Below are 18,638 nucleotides of genomic sequence, written 5' to 3' on the forward strand. Positions count from 1 at the left end.
CGCTGGTGTCCATCCACCAGCACCTCCAGTGTTCCGCTTGAACCGCCGTATGCGGAACCGCACGTACGGTGGTGTGAGAGGGCTGAGGGGGTAACCCCTCACCCTACTCAATTTTCGGCGGCGCCGTCCTGGATCGTCCTGTGACAGCTGTCCTCTTCTGCAACGTTGCACGCTCTGATGGTCGCCGCAGCGAACCAGTCGTCAAATGAAATTTCATAAAAATCAATGGCTTGCGCGCATCGGTGGGGCTGGCATGGAACTTGAGGAAGGTCAGGGCCCGCGAGGGCATTCCCTTCGCTTCATCGTCCATCCTGAGGAGACAACATGCTTTACGCTGCCCCCGGCGCCGCCGGTGCCAAGATCGCCTACAAGGCCCAGTACGACAACTTCATCGGGGGCCGCTGGGTCGCTCCGGTCAAGGGCGAGTACTTCGACGTCATCACGCCGATCTCCGGCATGCGCTACACGCAGGCCGCCCGCTCGGGCGCCGAGGACATCGAGCTGGCGCTGGACGCCGCCCACGCCGCCGCCGAGCGCTGGGGCAAGACCTCGGTCACCGAGCGCGCCAACCTGCTGCTCAAGATCGCCGACCGCATCGAGGCCAACCTGGAAGTCCTGGCCTACGCCGAGTCGGTGGACAACGGCAAGCCGATGCGCGAGACCCTGAACGCCGACATCCCGCTCGCCGTCGACCATTTCCGCTACTTCGCCGGCGCGCTGCGCGCCCAGGAAGGCGGCATCAGCGAGATCGACGAGACCACGGTGGCCTACCACCTGCACGAGCCGCTGGGCGTGGTCGGCCAGATCATCCCCTGGAACTTCCCCATCCTGATGGCCGCCTGGAAGCTCGCGCCCGCGCTCGGCGCCGGCAACTGCGTAGTGCTCAAGCCCGCCGAATCGACGCCGATCGGCATCCTGGTGCTGGTCGAGCTGATCGCCGACCTGCTGCCGCCCGGCGTGCTGAACGTGGTCAACGGCTTTGGCCGCGAGGCCGGCATGCCGCTGGCCACCAGCAAGCGCATCGCCAAGATCGCCTTCACTGGCTCCACCAGCACCGGCCGCGTGATCGCCCAGGCCGCGGCCAACAACCTGATCCCGGCCACGCTGGAGCTCGGCGGCAAGTCGCCCAACATCTTCTTCTCCGACGTGATGGCCGCCGACGACGGCTTCCTCGACAAGGCCATCGAGGGCCTGGTGCTGTTCGCCTTCAACCAGGGCGAGGTCTGCACCTGCCCCTCGCGCGCGCTGATCCATGAGTCGATCTACGAGCGCTTCATGGCGCGCTGCCTGGACCGCATCGCCGCGATCAAGCAGGGCAACCCGCTCGACACCGAGACCATGATAGGCGCCCAGGCCTCGCGCGAGCAGCTGACCAAGATCATGTCCTACATCGACCTCGGCCGGCAGGAGGGCGCCCAGGTGCTGATCGGCGGCGAGCGCGCGCAACTGTCCGGCGAGCTCGGCGACGGCTACTACGTCCAGCCCACGGTGTTCAAGGGCCACAACAAGATGCGCATCTTCCAGGAGGAGATCTTCGGCCCGGTGCTGGCCGTGACCACCTTCAAGGACGAGGCCGAGGCCCTGGCCATCGCCAACGACACGCTCTACGGCCTGGGCGCCGGCGTCTGGAGCCGCAACGGCAACGTGGCCTACCGCATGGGCCGCGCCATCAAGGCCGGCCGCGTCTGGACCAACTGCTACCACGCCTACCCGGCGCACGCGGCCTTCGGCGGCTACAAGGAGTCCGGCATGGGCCGCGAGACCCACAAGGTGATGCTGGACCACTACCAGCAGACCAAGAACCTGCTGGTCAGCTACAGCGAAAGCAAGCTCGGCTTCTTCTGAACCCCGCACGCGGGATGAACGCGGGGGCGGCGGGCGCCGCTCCTGCGCTGGATGTACAAGGAGAGCTGCATGGTCGACAAGGTCATTGCCACCGAGGCGGCGCTGGAATTGATCGAGATCCTCAAGCGCAAGCATGGCGCATTGATGTTCCACCAGTCCGGCGGCTGCTGCGACAACAGCGCCGCCAACTGCTACCTGCCCGGCGAGCTCACGATAGGCGCGGGCGATGTCTACCTGGGTGACATCGGGGGCTGCCCGTTTTACATCGGCGTCAACCAGTACGAGTACTGGAAGCACACCCAGCTCATCATCGACGTGATCGAGGGCCATGGCGGCACCTTCTCGCTCGAAGGGCCGCAAGGGAAGGCCTTCCACACCCGCTCGCGCGTGTTCAGCGACGCCGAATGCCGGGCGCTGGGGCTCTGAGGCCCGTCCGGCGCCATCTTTACCGGACCGATACGCAGGTATGCGAAAGGGGAAATGACGGCATTCCTACAATCGGTGCATGAAGAAAAGCCATTGGATCGCGGCGGCCGTGCTGCTGGCGCTGGCCGCGGGCGGCGCGCTGTGGTGGACGCAGCGCGGCGCATCCGAGTCGCAGGCCTACCGCACGGCCCCGATAGAGCGCGGGCCGCTGCAGGCCACGGTGGCCGCCACCGGGGCGGTGAACCCGGTCAGCCAGGTGGTGATCGGCACCCAGGTGTCCGGCCAGATCAAGGAGGTGCTGGTCGACTTCAACGCCGAGGTCAAGGCCGGCCAGCTGATCGCGGTGATCGACCCCGAGACCTTCGAATACCGCGTGCGCCAAGCCCAGGCCGACGTGGACGCCACCCAGGCTGCGGTGCTGACGGCCCAGGCCAACACCGCCGCCAGCCGCGCCGGCGTCTCGCGCGCCCAGACCGACCTGGCCGAGGCCGAGCGCACGCACGCGCGCAACCAGAGCCTGGTGGCCCAGGGTTTCATCGCGCAGAGCGAGGCCGACCGCACGCGCGCGGCGGTGAACACCGCCAAGGAGTCGCTCAAGTCGGCGCAGGCCCAGCTCGGCGTGACCGAGGCCCAGGTCAAGAGCGCCCAGGCCAACGTGGCCCAGCGCCAGGCGGCGCTGGCGCAGGCGCGCGTGGACCTGGGACGCACCCGCATCCTGTCGCCGGTCAACGGCATCGTGATCAAGCGCGCCATCGAGCGCGGCCAGACCGTGGCGGCCAGCCTGCAGGCGCCCGAGCTGTTCATCATCGCCCAGAACCTGCGCGACATGCAGGTCGATGCTGCCATCGACGAAGCCGACGTGGGCCGCATCCGCACCGGCCAGAAGGCCACGTTCACCGTCGACGCCTTTCCGGGCCAGAGCTTCGAGGGCCGCGTGGCCCAGGTGCGCAAGGCGGCGCAGAACCTGGCCAATGTGGTCACCTACGTGGGCGTGATCGCCTTCTCCAACCCCGATGCGCGGCTGCTGCCGGGCATGACGGCCAACGTGCGCATCGTCACCGACCAGCGCGAGGACGTGCTCAAGCTGCCGAACGCGGCGCTGCGCGTGCGCATTCCCGGCGTCGAACCGCCGGCGCAGCCGTCCCAGCCCGCGGCGCCTAGCGACGCGCCGGCGGCCCGTGCCCAGGGCGCCGAGGCGTTCCGCGCCCGCCTGGTGGCCGAGCTGCAGCTCACGCCCGCCCAGCAGCAGCAGGTGGACGCGATCTACACCGAGGCACGGCCGCGCTTCGCCGAGCTGCGCGAGCTGCCGGCCGAGGAGCGCGGCAAGGCGCGCGAACGCGTCACGGCCGAGATCCGTAGCCGCGTCGGTGCGCTGCTGACCCCCGAGCAGCAGCCCAAGTACACGGCCCTGGTGGCCGAGGCTGCGCAGGCGGCGCGCGGCGGGCCGGCGGCGCGCGGCCGCGTCTACCTGCTGGGCGCCGACGGCAAGCCGCGCGCACTCAGCGTGCGGCTGGGCATCAGCGACGGCAGCAGCACCGAGCTGCGCCTGGCGGCCGACAGCCCCGAGGCTGCCGACCTCAAGGAGGGCCAGCTGGTGATCACCGGCACGCCCGCCGCCAGCGGCGGCAGCGGTGCGTCGCGCCCGGCGGCCGGCCTGCGCCTGCCTTTCTGAAGGGGCGTACGGCATGGCCCTGATCGAAGCGCGCGGGCTGGCCAAGCACTACGCCATGGGCGAGCAGCAGGTGCAGGCGCTGCGTGGCGTGTCGCTGGACATAGCGGCCGGCGAGTTCGTCGCCATCATGGGCGCCTCGGGCTCGGGCAAGTCCACGCTGATGAACATCCTGGGCTGCCTGGACCGGCCCACGGCCGGTGAGTTGCGCCTGGCCGGCGAGCCCGTGGACCGCATGACACCCGACCAGTTGGCGGCACTGCGCAACCGCCAGATCGGCTTCGTGTTCCAGCAGTTCAACCTGCTGCCGCGCACCAGCGCGTTGGAGAACGTGGAGCTGCCCATGGTCTACGCCGGCGTGCACTCGGCCGAGCGGCACGCGCGCGCCATGGCGGCGCTGCAGCGCGTCGGACTGGCCGAGCGCTGGCGCCACACGCCGGCCGAGCTTTCGGGCGGCCAGCAGCAGCGCGTGGCCATCGCGCGCGCCCTGGTCAACCAGCCGTCGCTGATCCTGGCCGACGAGCCCACGGGCGCGCTCGACACACAGACCAGTGCCGAGATCATGGGCCTGCTGACGGAGCTCAACCGCCAGGGCATGACGGTGGTGCTGGTGACGCACGAGCACGACATCGCGGACTGGGCGCGCCGGCGCATCCTGTTCCGCGACGGGCTGATCGTGGAGGATGTGGTCCAGCAGCCGAAGGCGCGGGACCAGGAGACACCTGCATGAGCTGGCTGGCTGCTCTCCGATCCGCCTGGCGTGCGCTTGCCGCCAACACGCTGCGCTCCATCCTGACCATGCTGGGCATCATCATCGGCGTGGCGGCGGTGATCACCATGATCGCCGTGGGCCGCGGCGCCACCGAGCGCGTGCAGGCGCAGATGAAGGGCCTGGGCTCCAACATCATGCTGGTGCTGCCGGGCGGGGTCTCGCAGGCCGGCGTGCGCCTGGGCGCGCAGACGCGCCAGCGCCTGACCGAGGAGGACGCGCAGGCCATCGCGCTCGAGATCCCGGAGGTGCAGGTGGCCGCGCCCACTTCGCGCACCAGCGGCCAGGTGGTGGCCGGCAACAGCAACTGGGGCACGACCATCTTCGGCGTGACCAACGACTACCTCGAGGCGCGCGACTGGGGCCTGGTGTCGGGCCGCCCGTTCGACGCGGCGGAGCTGGCCGGCTCGGCCAAGGTGGCCTGGATAGGCGCCACCGTGGCGCGCGAGCTGTTCGGCGACCAGGACCCGGTGGACCAGATGGTGCGCGTGCGCGGCGTGCCCATGACCATCGTGGGCGTGCTGGACACCAAGGGCCAGAACAGCCTGGGCCAGGACCAGGACGACGTGCTGATGATCCCGATCAGCACCCTGCGCAACCGCATCTGGGGCGGCGACGCGGCCAGCCGCTTGAAGCGCGTGGGCAGCATCTCGGTCAAGGTCCACGAAGGCATGAGCATGCGTGCGGCCGAGGAGGGCATCACCGAGCTGCTGCGCCAGCGCTTCAAGGTGCAACCGGGCACCGAAGACCCCTTCGCCATCCGCAACCTGACCGAAATCCTGCAGGCCCAGGAGTCGGCCAGCCGCATCATGACGCTGCTGCTGGCCGCGGTGGCGGGCGTGAGCCTGGTGGTCGGCGGCATAGGCATCATGAACATCATGCTGGTCAGCGTGACCGAGCGCACGCGCGAGATCGGCCTGCGCATGGCCGTGGGCGCGCGCGGGCGCGACATCCTGGCCCAGTTCCTGATCGAGGCCGTGACGCTGGCGCTGCTGGGTGGCGCGATCGGCGTGGCCCTGGGCGGGCTGGCGACCTGGGGCGTGGGGCATTTCGCGGGCTGGCAGGTCAGCATGACGGCCGGCGCGGTGCTGCTCGCGGCCGGCTTCTCGGCCCTGGTCGGCGTGTTCTTCGGCTACTACCCGGCGCGGCGTGCTTCCAGGCTGCTGCCGATCCAGGCCCTGCGCTACGAGTAAGGCCGAACGAGCAAGGAAATCGCCATGTGGATGAACTTCAAGCGCGTCGCCCTGCCGTGCCTGGCCCTGCTGCTGGCGGCCTGCGCGGCCCTGCAGCCCGAGCCCCGGGTCGTCGAGATCAGCGAGGCCCGCCTGGCGGCCCTGATCGCGCGCGAGTTCCCGCGCCAGGGCCGCTACCTCGAGGTGTTCGACATCGCGCTCGATGCGCCGCGCCTGAAGCTGATGCCGGAGGAAAACCGCATCGCCACCCAGCTGCCCTACCGCCTGGGCGGGCCGCTGACCGGTGGGCGCGCCTACACCGGCCTGCTGCAGCTGAGCTACGGCTTGCGCTACGAGCCCAGCGACAGCAGCGTGCGCCTCGCCGACGTGCGGGTCGAGGAATTCCAGCTGGCGGGCCTGCCGCCGGCCCAGCAGTCGCGCGCCGGTCGGCTCGGCGGCCTGCTGGCGCAGGACCTGCTGCAGGACTTTCCGATTCACCGCTTCCGGCCCGAGGACCTGCAGCAGGCCGGCCGCCGCGGCCTGCAGCCCGGCGAACTGCGCGTGGTGCCGGGGGGCTTGCAACTGCATCTGGTTCCCGTCGAGCGCCCCTGAGCGGCCCCGATGCGGACGCCGGCGCCGGAGGGCCGCCCGCCAGCAGTTAACATGCGCGGCTCAAGCGAGGGAGAGTGATTTGGACATCGTTTTGCTGGTCAAGGCCGCCATCATGGGCATCGTCGAGGGCCTGACCGAGTTTCTGCCGATCTCGTCGACGGGCCACCTGATCCTGGCCGGCGCCCTGCTGGGCTTCGACGACGAGAAGGCCAAGGTGTTCGACATCGCCATCCAGACCGGCGCCATCCTGGCGGTCGTCATCGTCTACTGGGCCAGGCTGCGCGATACCGTGCAGGGCCTGGCCAGCCAGCCCAGGGCGCAGCGCTTCACGCTGAACGTGCTGATCGGCTTCCTGCCGGCCGTGGTGCTGGGCCTGCTGCTGGGCAAGGCGATCACGGCGCATCTGTTCACGCCCGTCGTGGTGGCCAGCACCTTCATCCTCGGCGGCTTCGTGATCCTCTGGGCCGAGAAGCGCCCGCAGAGCGAGGCACGCATCCAGAACGTGGACAGCATGACGGCGCTGGACGCGTTCAAGGTCGGCCTGGTGCAGTGCCTGGCCATGGTGCCGGGCACCAGCCGCAGCGGCGCCACCATCATCGGCGGCATGCTGCTGGGCCTGTCGCGCCGCGCGGCGACCGACTTCTCCTTCTTCCTGGCCATCCCCACCCTGATCGGCGCGGGCGCCTACAGCCTCTACAAGCAGCGCGCGCTGCTGTCGCTGGCCGACTTGCCGCTGTTCGGCGTGGGCCTGCTGTTCTCCTTCCTCAGCGCCTGGGTCTGCGTGCGCTGGCTGCTGCGCTACATCGCCAACCACAGCTTCGTGCCCTTTGCCTGGTACCGCATCGTGTTCGGCCTGGTGGTGCTGGGCACGGCCTGGAGCGGCACGGTGCGCTGGGCGGCCTGAGCGGTCAAGAGCCGCGCCGGGCCCCTTCGCTCAGCCGCGGTTCAGCTGCAGGAAGGCCTGTTCCAGGTCCTCGGTGCCGGTCCGCGCCAGCAGCGCGGCCGGCGGGGCGGCGAAGCGCAGCCGCCCCTGCTTGAGCACCAGCAGCGCGTCGGCCCGGGCCACCTCCTGCACCCAGTGCGTGGTCCACAGCACGCTGAGGCCCTGTTCGCGCACCAGGCGTTCCACCAGTTCCAGCAGCTGCTGGCGGCTGGCCGTATCCAGCCCCACCGTGGCCTCGTCCATCAGCAGCAGCCGGGGCGCGTGCAGCAGGGCGCGCACCAGCTCCAGCTTGCGCCGGTTGCCGCCAGAGAGCGTGCGCGCCCTGGCGCGCGCGACGGGTTCCAGGCCCGCCCAGTCCAGCCCTTCGGCGATGCGCTGGCGCGCCAGGCCCGGCGCCATGCCGTGCAGGCCGGCGTGGTAGCGCAGGTTGTCGAGCACGCTGAGGTCCAGGTCCAGCGTCGGCTGCTGGAACACCACGCCGAGCTGGGCCAGCGCCTCGCAGGGGCGGGCCGCCAGGTCCAGGCCCAGGATCTCTATGCGGCCCTGGTCCGGCGTGAACAGGCCGCACAGCAGCTGGACCAGGGTGGACTTGCCGGCGCCGTTCTCGCCCAGCAGCGCGCCCCATTGCCCGGGGCGCAAGCTGAAGCAGACCTCGTCCAGCGCCTTGTGGCGGCCATAGGACTTGCCCAGGCCCTCGACCCGCAGGGCGGTGTCACAGCCGGTGGCGGTCGGGGCGGGTGCGGTGGCCTGGATGTTCATGGGCAGTGTTGCAGGATGGAGCAGTTGCTCCGTATGGAGCAGGAGCCGTGCCTGCCACGCCACTGGTCCGCTTTTTGCGTTGCGTTCCAAGCCACACACAAAACGGAGACACACGATGGAGCCGCACCTCATTCACCGGCGGGCCCTGCATGGCCTGAGCCGGATCGGGCTGGTCGGGGCCTTGCTGGCCTTGCTGGCCGCGCCCGCCGCCGCCCAGGTCTACGTGAGCAGCGAGAAGGACCACCAGATCCTGGTCCTGCAGCCGGACGGCGCACTGCTCAAGACCATCGCGGTCTGCAAGCGTCCGCGCCACATGGCCTGGCAGGACGGCCGCCGCCGCATCCTGGTGGCCTGCGGCGACAGCCAGCAGCTCGGCGTGGTCGACCCGGAGGCCGGCCGGCAGGTCGATGCCGTGCCGACCGGCGAGAGCCCCGAGATCTTCGGCCTCTCGCCCGACGGCCGCACGGCCTATGTCTCGATCGAGGAGGACAGCGAGCTGGCGGCCTACGACCTGGCCACCAAAAAGCCGCTGTTCGCGGTCAAGACCGGCGGCGAGCCCGAGGGCGTGCTGGTCGCGCCGGACGGCAGGCTGGCCTATGTCACGTCCGAAGTGGCGAACGCGGTCCACGTGATCGACCTGGCCCGGCGCAAGGCCGTGGCGCAGATCAAGGTGGGCAAGCGCCCACGCCGTTTCGCGCTCAGCCCCGACGGCCGCGAGCTCTGGGTCAGCAACGAGCTGGGGGCCAGCGTCAGCATCGTCGACACCGCCAGCCACACGGTGAAGCACACGCTGTCCTTCGAGCTGCCCGGCATGCGCAAGAGCGACATCACGCCCGTGGACCTCCTGATGACGCCCGACGGCAAGACCGCCTGGGTGGGCCTGGGCCGCGCCAACCATGTGGCCGAGGTCGACGTGGCCAGCCGCGCCGTGCGCCGCGTGGTGCTGGTGGGCAAGCGCGCCTGGGGGCTGGCGCTGAGCCGCGACGGCTCGCGCCTGTACGTGGCCAACGGCCTGTCGGACGACCTGTCCATCGTCGACACGGCCGGCGGCCGCGCGCTCAAGACGGTGCCGGCCGGCCGCGTGCCGCACAGCATCCTGGTGAAGTAGGGGAGGCGCCATGCTAGCCATGCTGGCGCGCTGCCTGGCCTGGACGGCCGCGTTCGCCTTCGCCCCGGGCATAGCGGGGGCCGCGACCTGGCAGTTGCTGGTGGTGGGCCTGCAGGACGACCCGCGCCTGGACCGCACGCGCATCGAGCAGGCCTATCCCGGCCATCCCACAGGGCGGCTGCTGGCCGCCGCCCAGGTGGCAGCCGAGGAAAGCCGCCCGGTGCTCGATGCCGCCGGGCACCAGCTCAAGCTCCAGAGCCTGGAATGGGACGGCCAGGACGCCCCCGCCCTGGCGGCCCAGCTGGCGCAGCGCGGCGCCCATTACCTGCTGCTGGACCTGCCGCTGGCGCAGCAGAAGGCGCTGATGCAGGCCTGGGTCGCCCTGGCTGCGCGGCCCCCCATCGTGTTCAACGTCGCCGAGGGCAGCGACGAGCTGCGCGGCGCTGCCTGCCACCCGCAGTGGCTGCACACCCTGCCCAGCGATCGCATGCGCGCCGACGCGCTGGCCCAGTGGCTGGCCGCGCGCAGCTGGCGCGAGCTGCTCTGGCTGGTCGGCCCGCGGCCCGAGGATGCCCGGTTGCGCGAGGTCTGGCAGGCGGCGTTCAAGCGCCATGGCCTGCGCGTGAAGGCCGAGCGCCGCTTCCTGCTCTCGGGCGACCCGCGCCAGCGCGCGCAGGGCAATGCCCGGCTGCTGACGGCCGAGCCGGCACACGACGCCGTGGTGGTGCTGGACAGCGACGGCGAGTTCGCGCGCAGCCTGCCCTACAACACGGCCCAGCCACGTCCGGTGGCGGGCCATGCCGGCCTGGTCGCGCTGGCCTGGCACCCGCGCTGGGAGCGCTATGGCGCGCCCCAGCTCAACCGGCGTTTCCAGCGCCAGGCCGGGCGGCCCATGGTCGGGCAGGACTGGGCGGCCTGGGTCGCGGTCAAGGCGGTCGCGGCGGTGCTGGAGGACAGGCCTCGCGCCAGTCTGGCCCAGCAGCTGCAGGCCCTGCGCAGCGGCAGCGTGACGGTGGACGGCTTCAAGGGCGGCACGGTGAGCTTCCGCCCCTGGGACGGGCAGCTGCGCCAGCCGCTGATCCTCGCGCATGGCGACGGCGTGGCGGCGGTGGCGCCACTGGAGGGCGCCATGCACCCGCGCGAGCGGCTCGACACCCTGGGCGCCGACGAAGGCGAGAGCGCATGCAAGAAACGCTGACCCGGCCCGGCCCGCTGGCCCACCGCTGGCGCGCCATGGGCGCCATCGTGCGCCGCGAGGTCGGCCGCTTCCTGCGCCAGCCGGCCCGGCTCGGGGCCGCGCTGGTGCGGCCGCTGCTGTGGCTGCTGGTGTTCGCGGCCGGCTTTCACAACGTGTTCGGCGTGGCCATCCTGCCGCCCTACGACACCTACATCGATTACCGGCTCTACGTGCTGCCCGGCCTGCTGGCGATGGTGGCGCTGTTCAACGGCATGCAGAGTTCGCTGGCCCTGGTGCACGACCGCGAGACCGGCGCCATGCGCCTCTTGCTGACGGCGCCGCTGCCGCGCAGCTGGCTGCTGCTGTCCAAGCTGCTCGCGGCGGCCGCGCTGTCGCTGCTGCAGATGGTGGTGTTTGCCGCGCTGGCCTGGGCGCTGGACCTGGGCCTGTCGGCGGGGCAGATCCTCGCCGCCCTGCCGGTGATGCTGCTGGTGGCGCTGATGCTGGCCGCGCTGGGGCTGTGGCTGTCGGTCTACGTGCGCCAGCTCGAGAACTTCGCCGGTGCGATGAACTTCGTGATCTTCCCCATGTTCTTCATCAGCAGCGCGCTCTACCCGCTGTGGAAGCTGCGCGAGTCGGGTGCGCTGTGGCTCGAGCGGCTGGCCCAGCTCAATCCCTTCACCCACGCCGTGGAGGCGCTGCGCTTTGCCCTGCACGGGCAGCTCAACGGCGAGGCGCTGGCGGTCGTCGTCGCCACGCTGGCCGTGGCCAGCGCCCTGGCCCTGCGCGGCTACGACCCGCAGCGCGGCTGGATCAGGCGCAAAGGAGACTGAGCCTGTCTCCGCGTGGAGCAGCGGGCTGTGACAGCGCCTTGTGCCAGGCTGGAACAAGGTCGGCGTTTTCCGGGGGATTTGACCCGCGTCAGGGCGGTTTTTCCGGTGGCACGGGTTTTGCCAAAAGAGTGTTGGAACTCTGGCGCAAATGGGGACGGGGATCCAGTGGTCGGGGCCAGGCCCGGGCCGAAGCAACAACCCCCATGCAGGCAAACCCACAGGAGACAACGCGATGAAACGCAAACTGCTCAGCCTTCTTGTGCTGATGGCCGCGACCCAGCTGGGCGCACAGGCTGCCGGCGTCACCGACGCCATGATAGAGAACGACGCCAAGACGCCGGGCGACGTGCTGAGCTGGGGCCTGGGCCCGCAAGGCCAGCGCCACTCGACCCTGGCCCAGGTCAATGCCAAGACCATCAAGAACCTGGTGCCGGTGTGGTCCATGTCCTTCGGCGGCGAGAAGCAGCGCGGCCAGCAGTCGCAGCCGCTGATCCACGAGGGCAAGATGTACGTCACGGCCTCGTACTCGCGCCTGTTCGCCGTGGACGCCAAGACCGGCCAGAAGCTCTGGAAGTACGAGCACCGCCTGCCCGAGGGCATCATGCCCTGCTGCGACGTGATCAACCGCGGCGCGGCCATCTACGGCAACCTGGTGATCTTCGGCACCCTGGACGCCCAGCTCGTGGCGCTCGACAAGGACAGCGGCAAGGTGGTGTGGCGCGAGAAGATCGACGACTACAAGGCCGGCTACTCCTACACCGCGGCCCCGCTGATCGCCGAGGGCCTGCTGCTGACCGGCGTGTCGGGCGGCGAGTTCGGCGTGGTCGGCCGCGTCGAGGCGCGCGACCCGATGAGCGGCAAGCTGGTCTGGGTGCGCCCCATGGTCGAGGGCCACATGGGCTACCGCTACGACGCCGAGGGCAAGGCGGTCGAGACCGGCGTGAGCGGCACGACCAACGCCACCTGGCCCGGCGAGATGTGGAAGACCGGCGGCGCCGCCACCTGGCTGGGCGGCACCTACGATCCCAAGACCCGGCTGGCCTATTTCGGCACCGGCAACCCCGGGCCCTGGAACAGCCACCTGCGCAAGGGCGACAACCTGTACTCGGCCTCCACGGTCGCGCTCGACGTCAAGAGCGGCCAGATCAAGTGGCACTACCAGACCACGCCCAACGACGGCTGGGACTTCGACGGCGTGAACGAGTTCGTCACCTTCGACATGGGCGGCAAGCGCATGGGCGCCAAGGCCGACCGCAACGGCTTCTTCTACGTGATCGACGCCGAGAACGGCAAGCTGCAGAACGCCTTCCCCTTCGTGACCAAGGTGACCTGGGCCAAGGGCATAGACAAGGCCACGGGCCGGCCCGACTTCGTGGCTGAGGGCCGGCCCGGCGACCCCACGGCCGGCGACGGCAAGAAGGGCCAGGACGTGTTCGCCGCGCCGTCCTTCCTCGGCGGCAAGAACCAGATGCCCATGGCCTACAGCCCGCAGACCGGCCTGTTCTACGTGCCGGCCAACGAATGGGGCATGGACATCTGGAACGAACCCGTCACCTACAAGAAGGGCGCGGCCTACCTGGGCGCGGGCTTCACGATCAAGCCGCTGTACGAGGACTACATCGGCGCGCTGCGCGCCGTCGACCCCAGGACCGGCAAGATCGCCTGGGAGGTCAAGAACTCCGCGCCGCTGTGGGGCGGGGTGCTGACCACGGCCGGCAACCTGGTGTTCTGGGGCACGCCCGAGGGCTACCTGAAGGCGGCCGACGCCAAGACTGGCAAGGTGGTCTGGCAGTTCCAGACCGGCTCGGGCATCGTCGCGCCGCCCGTCACCTGGGAGCAGGACGGCGAGCAGTATGTCTCCGTGGTCTCGGGCTGGGGCGGTGCCGTGCCGCTGTGGGGCGGTGAGGTGGCCAAGAAGGTCAACTTCCTCGAGCAGGGCGGCTCGATCTGGGTGTTCAAGCTCCACAAGGGCTGATGCAGCGCCGCGGGCGGGCGATGCGCCGCCCGCGGCTTCTTCGACATTGATCTGGAGCGATGGCCATGCCAATTCCTATGCCCCATGGGCTCAAACATCTCGCCTTGTGCGCGGCGCTGTCGGCGTCCGCGGCCTGGGCCAACTCACCCGAGCAGCTGGCGCGCGACGCGGGCTGCATGTCCTGCCACTCCGCCGCGGAAAAGGTGGTCGGCCCGGCGTTCAAGGCGATCGCCGAGAAGAACCGCGGCCAGGCCGACGCCGCCGACCGGCTCACGCAGAGCGTGCGCAACGGCTCGCGCGGCACCTGGGGCCGCATCCCCATGCCGCCGCATGGCGCGCTGCCCGAGGCGGACGTGCGGCGCATCGTGGGCTGGGTGCTGACGCATTGAAGCCCCCTCTTGCGCGGCGAGACGGGGACGGTGGGCGAACGGCTCCGTTCATGTCCCCCGACGAGGGCGTGCCGCCCTCGTCTCCTCCTTGACTGCGCCCTTCACCCGCCGTCCCCTTCGGGTCCACCACCCGTCGCGCGCCTCTGCTTCGCGCACCACAGAGCTGGCCGGAGCGCTGCGGCGCGGTGTCGTGTGCAGTGAAAAGGAGGAGGCGACGGACGAAGGCCGGCGCCGGGGGACATGAACGGAACACGGCACCGCGTCGCAGCGCGGGCGCGATGGCGTGGAGCGCAACGACGGTCTTAGCGCGCCAGGGCGCGCGCCAGCACAGCCGGGTCGCGCGAGGCGGCTTCGTTGCGGAACACCAGCGGATGGGCGGCCGGCGCTGCTGCGCGCCGCACCACCTTCACCACCTGCTCGTGCTCCGGGCTCTTGCCGCAGACCGGGTCGGTGGCGGCCGCGTCGCCGGTGAACAGCCAGGCCTGGCAGCGGCAGCCGCCGAAGTCCTTGCCCTTGTCGTCGCAGGAGCGGCAGGGCTCGGCCATCCAGTCCGAGCCGCGGTAGGCGTTGAAGGCCGGGCTGTGGTGCCAGATCTCGCGCAGGCTTTGCTCGCGCACGCTGGGCAGGGCCAGGCCCGGCAGCTGGCGGGCCGCGTGGCAGGGCATGGCCAGGCCGTCGGGCGCCACGGCCAGGAACACCGAGCCCCAGCCGTTCATGCAGGCCTTGGGCCGCTCCTCGAAGTAGTCGGGCACGACGAACAGGATCTTGCAGCGCCCGTTCAGCCGCTCGCGGCAGCGGTTCACCACGCGTTCCGCTTCGCGCAGCTGTTCGGCGCTGGGCAGCAGGTGCTCGCGGTTGAGCCAGGCCCAGCCGTAGTACTGGGTGTTGGCCAGCTCCAGGTATTCGGCGCCGAGCTCGACCGCGAGCTCGATGATGCGTTCCACATGGGGCAGGTTGTGCCGGTGCAGCACCACGTTCATCACCATGGGCCAGCCGTTGGCCTTGATCAGGGCGGCGACGCGCTTCTTGAGCTCGAAGGTGCGCGTGTGGCTCAGGAAGTCGTTGAGCTCGCGCGTGGAGTCCTGGAACGAGAGCTGCACATGGTCCAGGCCGGCGGCCTTGAGCCGGCGCGCTCGCTCGGGGCTGAGGCCAATGCCCGAGGTGATCAGGTTGGTGTAGAAGCCCAGGCCGTGCGCATGGGCCACGAGCTCCTCCAGGTCTTCGCGCTGCAGCGGCTCGCCGCCCGAGAAGCCGAGCTGCACCGCGCCCATGGCGCGCGCCTCCTCGAACACGCGCTTCCAGGACGCGGTGTCGAGTTCGTCGCCCAGGCCGGCATAGTCGACCGGGTTGGAGCAGAACACGCAGTGCAGCGGGCAGCGGTAGCTGAGCTCGGCCAGCAGCCAGAACGGCGGCTGGACTGCAGCGGCCTCAGACGATCCAGCCACGGCGCGCTCCTTCGTCGACCAGCTCCTGGACCTGCGGCAAGATGCCCCGGATCTCGAACAGGCCTTCGAGCTCGGCGGTGATGGCCGCGACGTCCAGCGTGCCATCGCAGCGCCGCAGCACCTCGCTGGCCGAGGGGTTGAGCCTGGCCATGCCTTCCGGGTAGAGCAGCACCCAGGCGTTCTGGGTGGGCTCCATCTGCAGGCGCATGCCGGGGGCGATGCGGGGTTTCCAGCTTTCGTGCGTGCTCATGAGGTTCACCTTGGGCGACGGAAGTGATGTCTCAGGCGCGGGCCAGTGCGCTGCCCTGGCCGGCCGCGCAGGCCTGTGCTATCGCGTCGAGCATGGACCACAGGATGTCCAGCTTGAACTGCAGGATGTCCAGCGCGCGCAGCTGCAGCGCCCGCGTGTCGAAATGCTGGAGCGTGACGCGCAGGCCATGCTCCACGTCACGGCTGGCCAGGGGGATGCGCTGGCGGAAATAGCTCAGCCCCGCAGGCTCTATCCAGGGGTAATGCTGCGGCCAGGTCGCCAGCCGGTCCTTGTGGATCTGCGGCGCGAACATTTCGGTCAGCGAGGAGCACACGGCCTCCTGCCAAGGCGCCTGGCGCGCGAAGTTCAGATAGGCGTCGCAGGCGAAGCGCACGCCGGGAACGACGAGGCGCAGGCTCCAGAGCGCTTCGCGGTCCAGCCCCACGGCCTCGGCCAGGCGGGTCCAGGCCTCGATGCCGCCGGCGGCGCTGCCTTCGAAGTCGCCATGGCCGTCGTGGTCCAGGATGCGCTGGGCCCACAGGCGCCGGTGCTCGCGGTCGGGCATGTTGGCGAGGACGGCGGCGTCCTTGCGCGGAATGCAGACCTGGTAGTAGAAGCGGTTGGCGACCCAGGTGCGTACCTCGTCGGCGCTGCACCGGCCGCTGTTGAGCCGCAGGTTGAACGGGTGGTGGATGTGGTAGGCCGCGCCCTTGGCGCGCAGCCTGGCCTCGAAGTCTTCGCGGCTCCAGGCGGGTTCGTGCAGGGTGTCCATCAGAAGGCGATCTCCATGCCGTCGCAGGCCACTTCCACGCCGGCGGCCGCGAGCTGGGCTCGCTCGGGGCCGTCTTCGCGCAGGATGGGGTTGCTGTTGTTGATGTGGATCAGCAGCTTGCGCGTGCTGGCGGGCAGCCGCGCCAGCTGCTCGAGCATGCCGCCCGGCCCGGACTGCGGCAGGTGGCCCATCTCGAGGGCGCGCCTGGTGCCTAGCTCGCTGCGGATCATCTCGTCGTCGGTCCAGAAGGTGCCGTCGACCAGCACCACGTCGGCGGCCTGCATGGCCTGCCACACGGCTGGGCCGATCTCGGCCAGGCCGGGCGCATAGAACAGGCGCCGGCCGGTGCGCTCGTTGACCAGGGAGACGCCGATGTTGTCGCCGGGTCGCGGCGCCTCGCGCCAGGGCGAGTAGGGCGGCGGCTTGCTGCTCAGGGCCAGGGGCTCCAGGCGCGCGGCGGGCAGGAAGGGCCAGCGCAGCGCGCTGCCGTCCAGCGCCAGCGGATGCTGCTGCACGCCGCAGTAGTGGCCGAGCAGGGGGATCAAGGGAAGGCCGCTCGCGAGGTCGCCCAGGACCTCGGGCGTGGCGTGCAGCGGCAGCGGCGTGCCGCGCTCGCGCAGCATCAGCAGGCCGGTCACATGGTCGATCTGCGCGTCCATCAGCAGCACGGCGGCGATGCCGCTGTCGCGCAGGGCGCGCGCGGGCTGCAGCTGGGCCTGCGCGCGCAGCTGGGTGAGGATGTCGGGCGAGGCGTTGAACAGCAGCCAGTCCTGGCGGTCGCGGCTCCAGGCCACCGAGGACTGGGTGCGCGGCGTCAGGCCGGGCTGGCCGGCGCGCACGCCACGGCAGTTCGCGCAATTGCAATTCCACTGGGGGAAGCCGCCGCCGGCGGATGCGCCCAGGACGCGGAGGTAGGTGGATTCAGCCATGGCGGCGGGGGCTTGGCGACAGGCTGCGGTGCGGGCCAGTGTTGGCACGCGCGCCGCAGCCTGCGGCTTCAGCGGTTCGCGATGTACATCGTGATCTCAAAGCCGAAACGCATGTCGACGAAGGTGGGCGTGGTCCATTGCATGAGAGTCTCCTGAAGTGCTTGATGGGAATGCAGAGTCGGTATCGCACCGGCTGTTGCAGGCCGGAACAACAACGCTTTGCATGCCTCTTGCATGCACCATCCGTGCCATGAAGTCTCACCCCGTCTCCGGCTCCACAACGCCGGCCCTTTCAGGGCCGCGGCCCTGGCGCCTGGCCACCTCCACCGGCCTGCAGTCGGGCTGGCGGCTCGGCGAGGCCGGGGGCGCGCCCTGGCTGGCCCTGCACGGCGGTCCCGGCAGCGGCGCCTCGCCCGCGCTGCTGGCGGCCTTCGACGGCGCGCGCCATGCGGCCTGGGGGCCGCACCAGCGCGGCAGCGCCGCGGCGGGCGGCAGGCGTTCCGCTCGCCTGCCGGTGGCGGCGATGGTGTCGGACCTCGAGGCGCTGCGCGTCGCGCTGGCCGTTCCGCGCTGGTCCCTGCTCGGCGGCTCCTGGGGCAGCTATCTCGCGCTGGCCTATCTGCGCCGCCACCCGGCCTCGGTCGAGCGCCTGGTGCTGCGCGGCAGCTTCCTGGGCGGCGCCGACGATGTCTGGGGCCTGGTGCGCGCGATGCCGCGGGCTGCGCTGCGGCGCGCCGGCCTGCCGCCGCCATCGCGGCTGGGGCTGCCCGGCTGGCTGGCGGCGGCGCACAGGCTGCTCCGTTTTGCAACACCTGTGCCAGCGGCGCGCGAGCTCGCCCATGCCTGGGGGCTGGCCGAGGGCCGCAGCGCGGCGCGCGGCGCCCGCCGGGCCTGGCTGCATGCGGCCGATGCGCGGGTGGCCGCGGCCGTGGCGCCGGCGCGCCTGCGCAGCGCCTGGAGCGATCTGCGGCGCAGCGCGAACCGCAGCGCAGCGGCACAGCGCATGGGGCGGCCGCTCGCGCCGGCGCAGCAGCGCAAGCTGGCGCTGCAGGCGCGGCTGCTGTCGCGTGGCTGCGACCGCCTGCTGCGCGGCGCCTTGCCGGATTGGCGCGAATGGCTGGCGCAGGCGGGGCCGGGTTCGGTCCGGCTGCTGCACGGCCGCTTCGATGCGGTCTGCACGCCGCGCAACACGCGCAGGCTGCAGGCCTGGCTGGCCGGGGCGGAACGGGCGGGTGAGGAGGGGGAAGAGGAGGCCGTAGGGGCCGTGGTGTCGACCTGGGTCCACGCCGGCCACCTGGCGTCGGAACCGGCCATGGCGCTGGCGCTGCGGGCCGCGCTCTGCGGCGCCGCGGCGCCAGGTCCGGGCGCCTGAGCCGGCCCAGGCGGGCGCGGCCTTAGTCCTTCTTCTGCGCCAGCTCCGGCACCTTGCGGTAGATGGTGTTGCGCGACACGCCCAGCAGGCGCGCCGCTGCCGAGACATTGCCGCCACAGCGCGCGAGGGCGCTTTGGATGGCCTGGAGTTCGACCTGCTGCAGGTCCTTGTCCGCCCAGGCGGCCTGAGGGGG

General features: G+C 71.0%; 20 protein-coding genes. 13 read left to right on the forward strand and 7 right to left on the reverse strand.

Going from position 1 to position 18,638, the window contains the following annotated elements:
• Positions 1–324: 324 nt before the first annotated feature.
• From exaC to FFS10_RS20450, 7 genes are all read left to right on the forward strand, one after another.
• The gene (gene exaC, locus FFS10_RS20420; RefSeq protein WP_137896444.1) at positions 325–1,845 is read left to right on the forward strand and encodes an acetaldehyde dehydrogenase ExaC; all 1,521 of its coding nucleotides are present in this window, start codon (positions 325–327) and stop codon (positions 1,843–1,845) included.
• Positions 1,846–1,914: 69 nt separating this feature from the next.
• Positions 1,915–2,271: a DUF779 domain-containing protein gene (locus tag FFS10_RS20425; RefSeq protein WP_137896445.1), complete on the forward strand. Its 357-nt coding sequence runs from the start codon at positions 1,915–1,917 to the stop codon at positions 2,269–2,271.
• A gap of 79 nt (positions 2,272–2,350) precedes the next feature.
• Positions 2,351–3,943 (forward strand): efflux RND transporter periplasmic adaptor subunit, encoded by a 1,593-nt coding sequence (locus tag FFS10_RS20430; RefSeq protein WP_137896446.1) that lies wholly within the window; start codon positions 2,351–2,353, stop codon positions 3,941–3,943.
• 13 nt (positions 3,944–3,956) lie between these two features.
• A complete protein-coding gene (locus FFS10_RS20435) occupies positions 3,957–4,670 on the forward strand; it encodes an ABC transporter ATP-binding protein (protein ID WP_137896447.1) in 714 nt (237 codons plus the stop codon).
• Entirely contained in the window at positions 4,667–5,902 is a 1,236-nt protein-coding gene (locus FFS10_RS20440; protein WP_137896448.1) for an ABC transporter permease, read from the forward strand. The genes FFS10_RS20435 and FFS10_RS20440 overlap by 4 nt, the downstream gene beginning before the upstream one ends.
• Before the next feature lie 24 nt (positions 5,903–5,926).
• Positions 5,927–6,493: a YceB family lipoprotein gene (locus FFS10_RS20445; protein WP_137896449.1), complete on the forward strand. Its 567-nt coding sequence runs from the start codon at positions 5,927–5,929 to the stop codon at positions 6,491–6,493.
• Positions 6,494–6,572: 79 nt separating this feature from the next.
• Positions 6,573–7,397 carry an undecaprenyl-diphosphate phosphatase gene (locus FFS10_RS20450; protein ID WP_137896450.1) on the forward strand — a complete coding sequence of 275 codons (825 nt, stop codon included), beginning with the start codon at positions 6,573–6,575 and terminating at the stop codon, positions 7,395–7,397.
• A gap of 30 nt (positions 7,398–7,427) precedes the next feature.
• Here the strand turns inward: FFS10_RS20450 and FFS10_RS20455 are convergent, their stop codons facing one another.
• Positions 7,428–8,195 carry a lanthanide ABC transporter ATP-binding protein PedB/LutE gene (locus tag FFS10_RS20455; protein WP_137896451.1) on the reverse strand — a complete coding sequence of 256 codons (768 nt, stop codon included), beginning with the start codon at positions 8,193–8,195 and terminating at the stop codon, positions 7,428–7,430.
• Between the two features lie 115 nt (positions 8,196–8,310).
• Here FFS10_RS20455 and FFS10_RS20460 point away from each other — a divergent pair, with 115 nt between their 5' ends.
• The 5 genes from FFS10_RS20460 to FFS10_RS20480 all read left to right on the forward strand — a co-directional run bounded on the left by FFS10_RS20460 (position 8,311) and on the right by FFS10_RS20480 (position 13,677).
• Positions 8,311–9,303: a YVTN family beta-propeller repeat protein gene (locus FFS10_RS20460; protein ID WP_137896452.1), complete on the forward strand. Its 993-nt coding sequence runs from the start codon at positions 8,311–8,313 to the stop codon at positions 9,301–9,303.
• Between the two features lie 10 nt (positions 9,304–9,313).
• On the forward strand, positions 9,314–10,501 hold the full coding sequence (locus tag FFS10_RS20465; RefSeq protein ID WP_249931373.1) for a type 1 periplasmic-binding domain-containing protein: 1,188 nt from the start codon (positions 9,314–9,316) through the stop codon (positions 10,499–10,501).
• Positions 10,486–11,313, forward strand: coding sequence for a lanthanide ABC transporter permease protein PedC (locus FFS10_RS20470; protein WP_137896453.1), 828 nt, complete (start codon positions 10,486–10,488; stop codon positions 11,311–11,313). Before FFS10_RS20465 ends, FFS10_RS20470 begins: the two co-directional genes overlap by 16 nt.
• A 232-nt stretch (positions 11,314–11,545) precedes the next feature.
• Positions 11,546–13,288 carry a PQQ-dependent methanol/ethanol family dehydrogenase gene (locus tag FFS10_RS20475; RefSeq protein ID WP_137896454.1) on the forward strand — a complete coding sequence of 581 codons (1,743 nt, stop codon included), beginning with the start codon at positions 11,546–11,548 and terminating at the stop codon, positions 13,286–13,288.
• Between the two features lie 65 nt (positions 13,289–13,353).
• Positions 13,354–13,677, forward strand: a complete 324-nt coding sequence (locus FFS10_RS20480; protein WP_212744163.1) for a c-type cytochrome — start codon at positions 13,354–13,356, stop codon at positions 13,675–13,677.
• 302 nt (positions 13,678–13,979) lie between these two features.
• On the opposite strand, the gene pqqE is transcribed toward FFS10_RS20480, so the two are convergent.
• The 5 genes from pqqE to pqqA form a co-directional block, all read right to left on the reverse strand.
• The gene (pqqE, locus tag FFS10_RS20485) at positions 13,980–15,122 is read right to left on the reverse strand and encodes a pyrroloquinoline quinone biosynthesis protein PqqE (RefSeq protein ID WP_249931374.1); all 1,143 of its coding nucleotides are present in this window, start codon (positions 15,120–15,122) and stop codon (positions 13,980–13,982) included.
• Positions 15,106–15,372 (reverse strand): pyrroloquinoline quinone biosynthesis peptide chaperone PqqD, encoded by a 267-nt coding sequence (pqqD, locus tag FFS10_RS20490; protein WP_249931375.1) that lies wholly within the window; start codon positions 15,370–15,372, stop codon positions 15,106–15,108. Before pqqD ends, pqqE begins: the two co-directional genes overlap by 17 nt.
• A gap of 31 nt (positions 15,373–15,403) precedes the next feature.
• On the reverse strand, positions 15,404–16,144 hold the full coding sequence (gene pqqC / locus FFS10_RS20495) for a pyrroloquinoline-quinone synthase PqqC (protein ID WP_137896456.1): 741 nt from the start codon (positions 16,142–16,144) through the stop codon (positions 15,404–15,406).
• Positions 16,144–17,073, reverse strand: a complete 930-nt coding sequence (pqqB, locus tag FFS10_RS20500; RefSeq protein WP_137896457.1) for a pyrroloquinoline quinone biosynthesis protein PqqB — start codon at positions 17,071–17,073, stop codon at positions 16,144–16,146. Before pqqB ends, pqqC begins: the two co-directional genes overlap by 1 nt.
• A gap of 68 nt (positions 17,074–17,141) precedes the next feature.
• Positions 17,142–17,216 (reverse strand): pyrroloquinoline quinone precursor peptide PqqA, encoded by a 75-nt coding sequence (pqqA, locus tag FFS10_RS23710; protein WP_137916495.1) that lies wholly within the window; start codon positions 17,214–17,216, stop codon positions 17,142–17,144.
• A gap of 107 nt (positions 17,217–17,323) precedes the next feature.
• Between pqqA and FFS10_RS20510 the strand changes: the two genes are divergently transcribed.
• Positions 17,324–18,445, forward strand: coding sequence for an alpha/beta fold hydrolase (locus FFS10_RS20510; protein ID WP_171016197.1), 1,122 nt, complete (start codon positions 17,324–17,326; stop codon positions 18,443–18,445).
• A gap of 22 nt (positions 18,446–18,467) precedes the next feature.
• Here the strand turns inward: FFS10_RS20510 and FFS10_RS20515 are convergent.
• Positions 18,468–18,638: helix-turn-helix domain-containing protein (locus tag FFS10_RS20515; RefSeq protein WP_137896460.1), on the reverse strand; the 171-nt coding region annotated here is incomplete at its 5' end.

Source organism: Ramlibacter sp. 2FC (genome assembly GCF_005503345.1).
Lineage (GTDB): Bacteria > Pseudomonadota > Gammaproteobacteria > Burkholderiales > Burkholderiaceae_C > SCMQ01.

Bases quoted from the DNA above. Each gene is read 5' to 3' on its own strand.
- pqqD (WP_249931375.1), bottom strand. From the start codon at position 15,372: ATGAGCACGCACGAAAGCTGGAAACCCCGCATCGCCCCCGGCATGCGC.
- FFS10_RS20510 (WP_171016197.1), top strand. From the start codon at position 17,324: ATGAAGTCTCACCCCGTCTCCGGCTCCACAACGCCGGCCCTTTCAGGG.
- FFS10_RS20445 (WP_137896449.1), top strand. From the start codon at position 5,927: ATGTGGATGAACTTCAAGCGCGTCGCCCTGCCGTGCCTGGCCCTGCTG.
- FFS10_RS20480 (WP_212744163.1), top strand. From the start codon at position 13,354: ATGCCAATTCCTATGCCCCATGGGCTCAAACATCTCGCCTTGTGCGCG.
- FFS10_RS20430 (WP_137896446.1), top strand. From the start codon at position 2,351: ATGAAGAAAAGCCATTGGATCGCGGCGGCCGTGCTGCTGGCGCTGGCC.
- FFS10_RS20475 (WP_137896454.1), top strand. From the start codon at position 11,546: ATGAAACGCAAACTGCTCAGCCTTCTTGTGCTGATGGCCGCGACCCAG.
- FFS10_RS20465 (WP_249931373.1), top strand. From the start codon at position 9,314: ATGCTAGCCATGCTGGCGCGCTGCCTGGCCTGGACGGCCGCGTTCGCC.
- pqqC (WP_137896456.1), bottom strand. From the start codon at position 16,144: ATGGACACCCTGCACGAACCCGCCTGGAGCCGCGAAGACTTCGAGGCC.
- FFS10_RS20455 (WP_137896451.1), bottom strand. From the start codon at position 8,195: ATGAACATCCAGGCCACCGCACCCGCCCCGACCGCCACCGGCTGTGAC.
- FFS10_RS20460 (WP_137896452.1), top strand. From the start codon at position 8,311: ATGGAGCCGCACCTCATTCACCGGCGGGCCCTGCATGGCCTGAGCCGG.
- FFS10_RS20435 (WP_137896447.1), top strand. From the start codon at position 3,957: ATGGCCCTGATCGAAGCGCGCGGGCTGGCCAAGCACTACGCCATGGGC.
- pqqB (WP_137896457.1), bottom strand. From the start codon at position 17,073: ATGGCTGAATCCACCTACCTCCGCGTCCTGGGCGCATCCGCCGGCGGC.
- FFS10_RS20425 (WP_137896445.1), top strand. From the start codon at position 1,915: ATGGTCGACAAGGTCATTGCCACCGAGGCGGCGCTGGAATTGATCGAG.
- FFS10_RS20470 (WP_137896453.1), top strand. From the start codon at position 10,486: ATGCAAGAAACGCTGACCCGGCCCGGCCCGCTGGCCCACCGCTGGCGC.
- exaC (WP_137896444.1), top strand. From the start codon at position 325: ATGCTTTACGCTGCCCCCGGCGCCGCCGGTGCCAAGATCGCCTACAAG.
- FFS10_RS20440 (WP_137896448.1), top strand. From the start codon at position 4,667: ATGAGCTGGCTGGCTGCTCTCCGATCCGCCTGGCGTGCGCTTGCCGCC.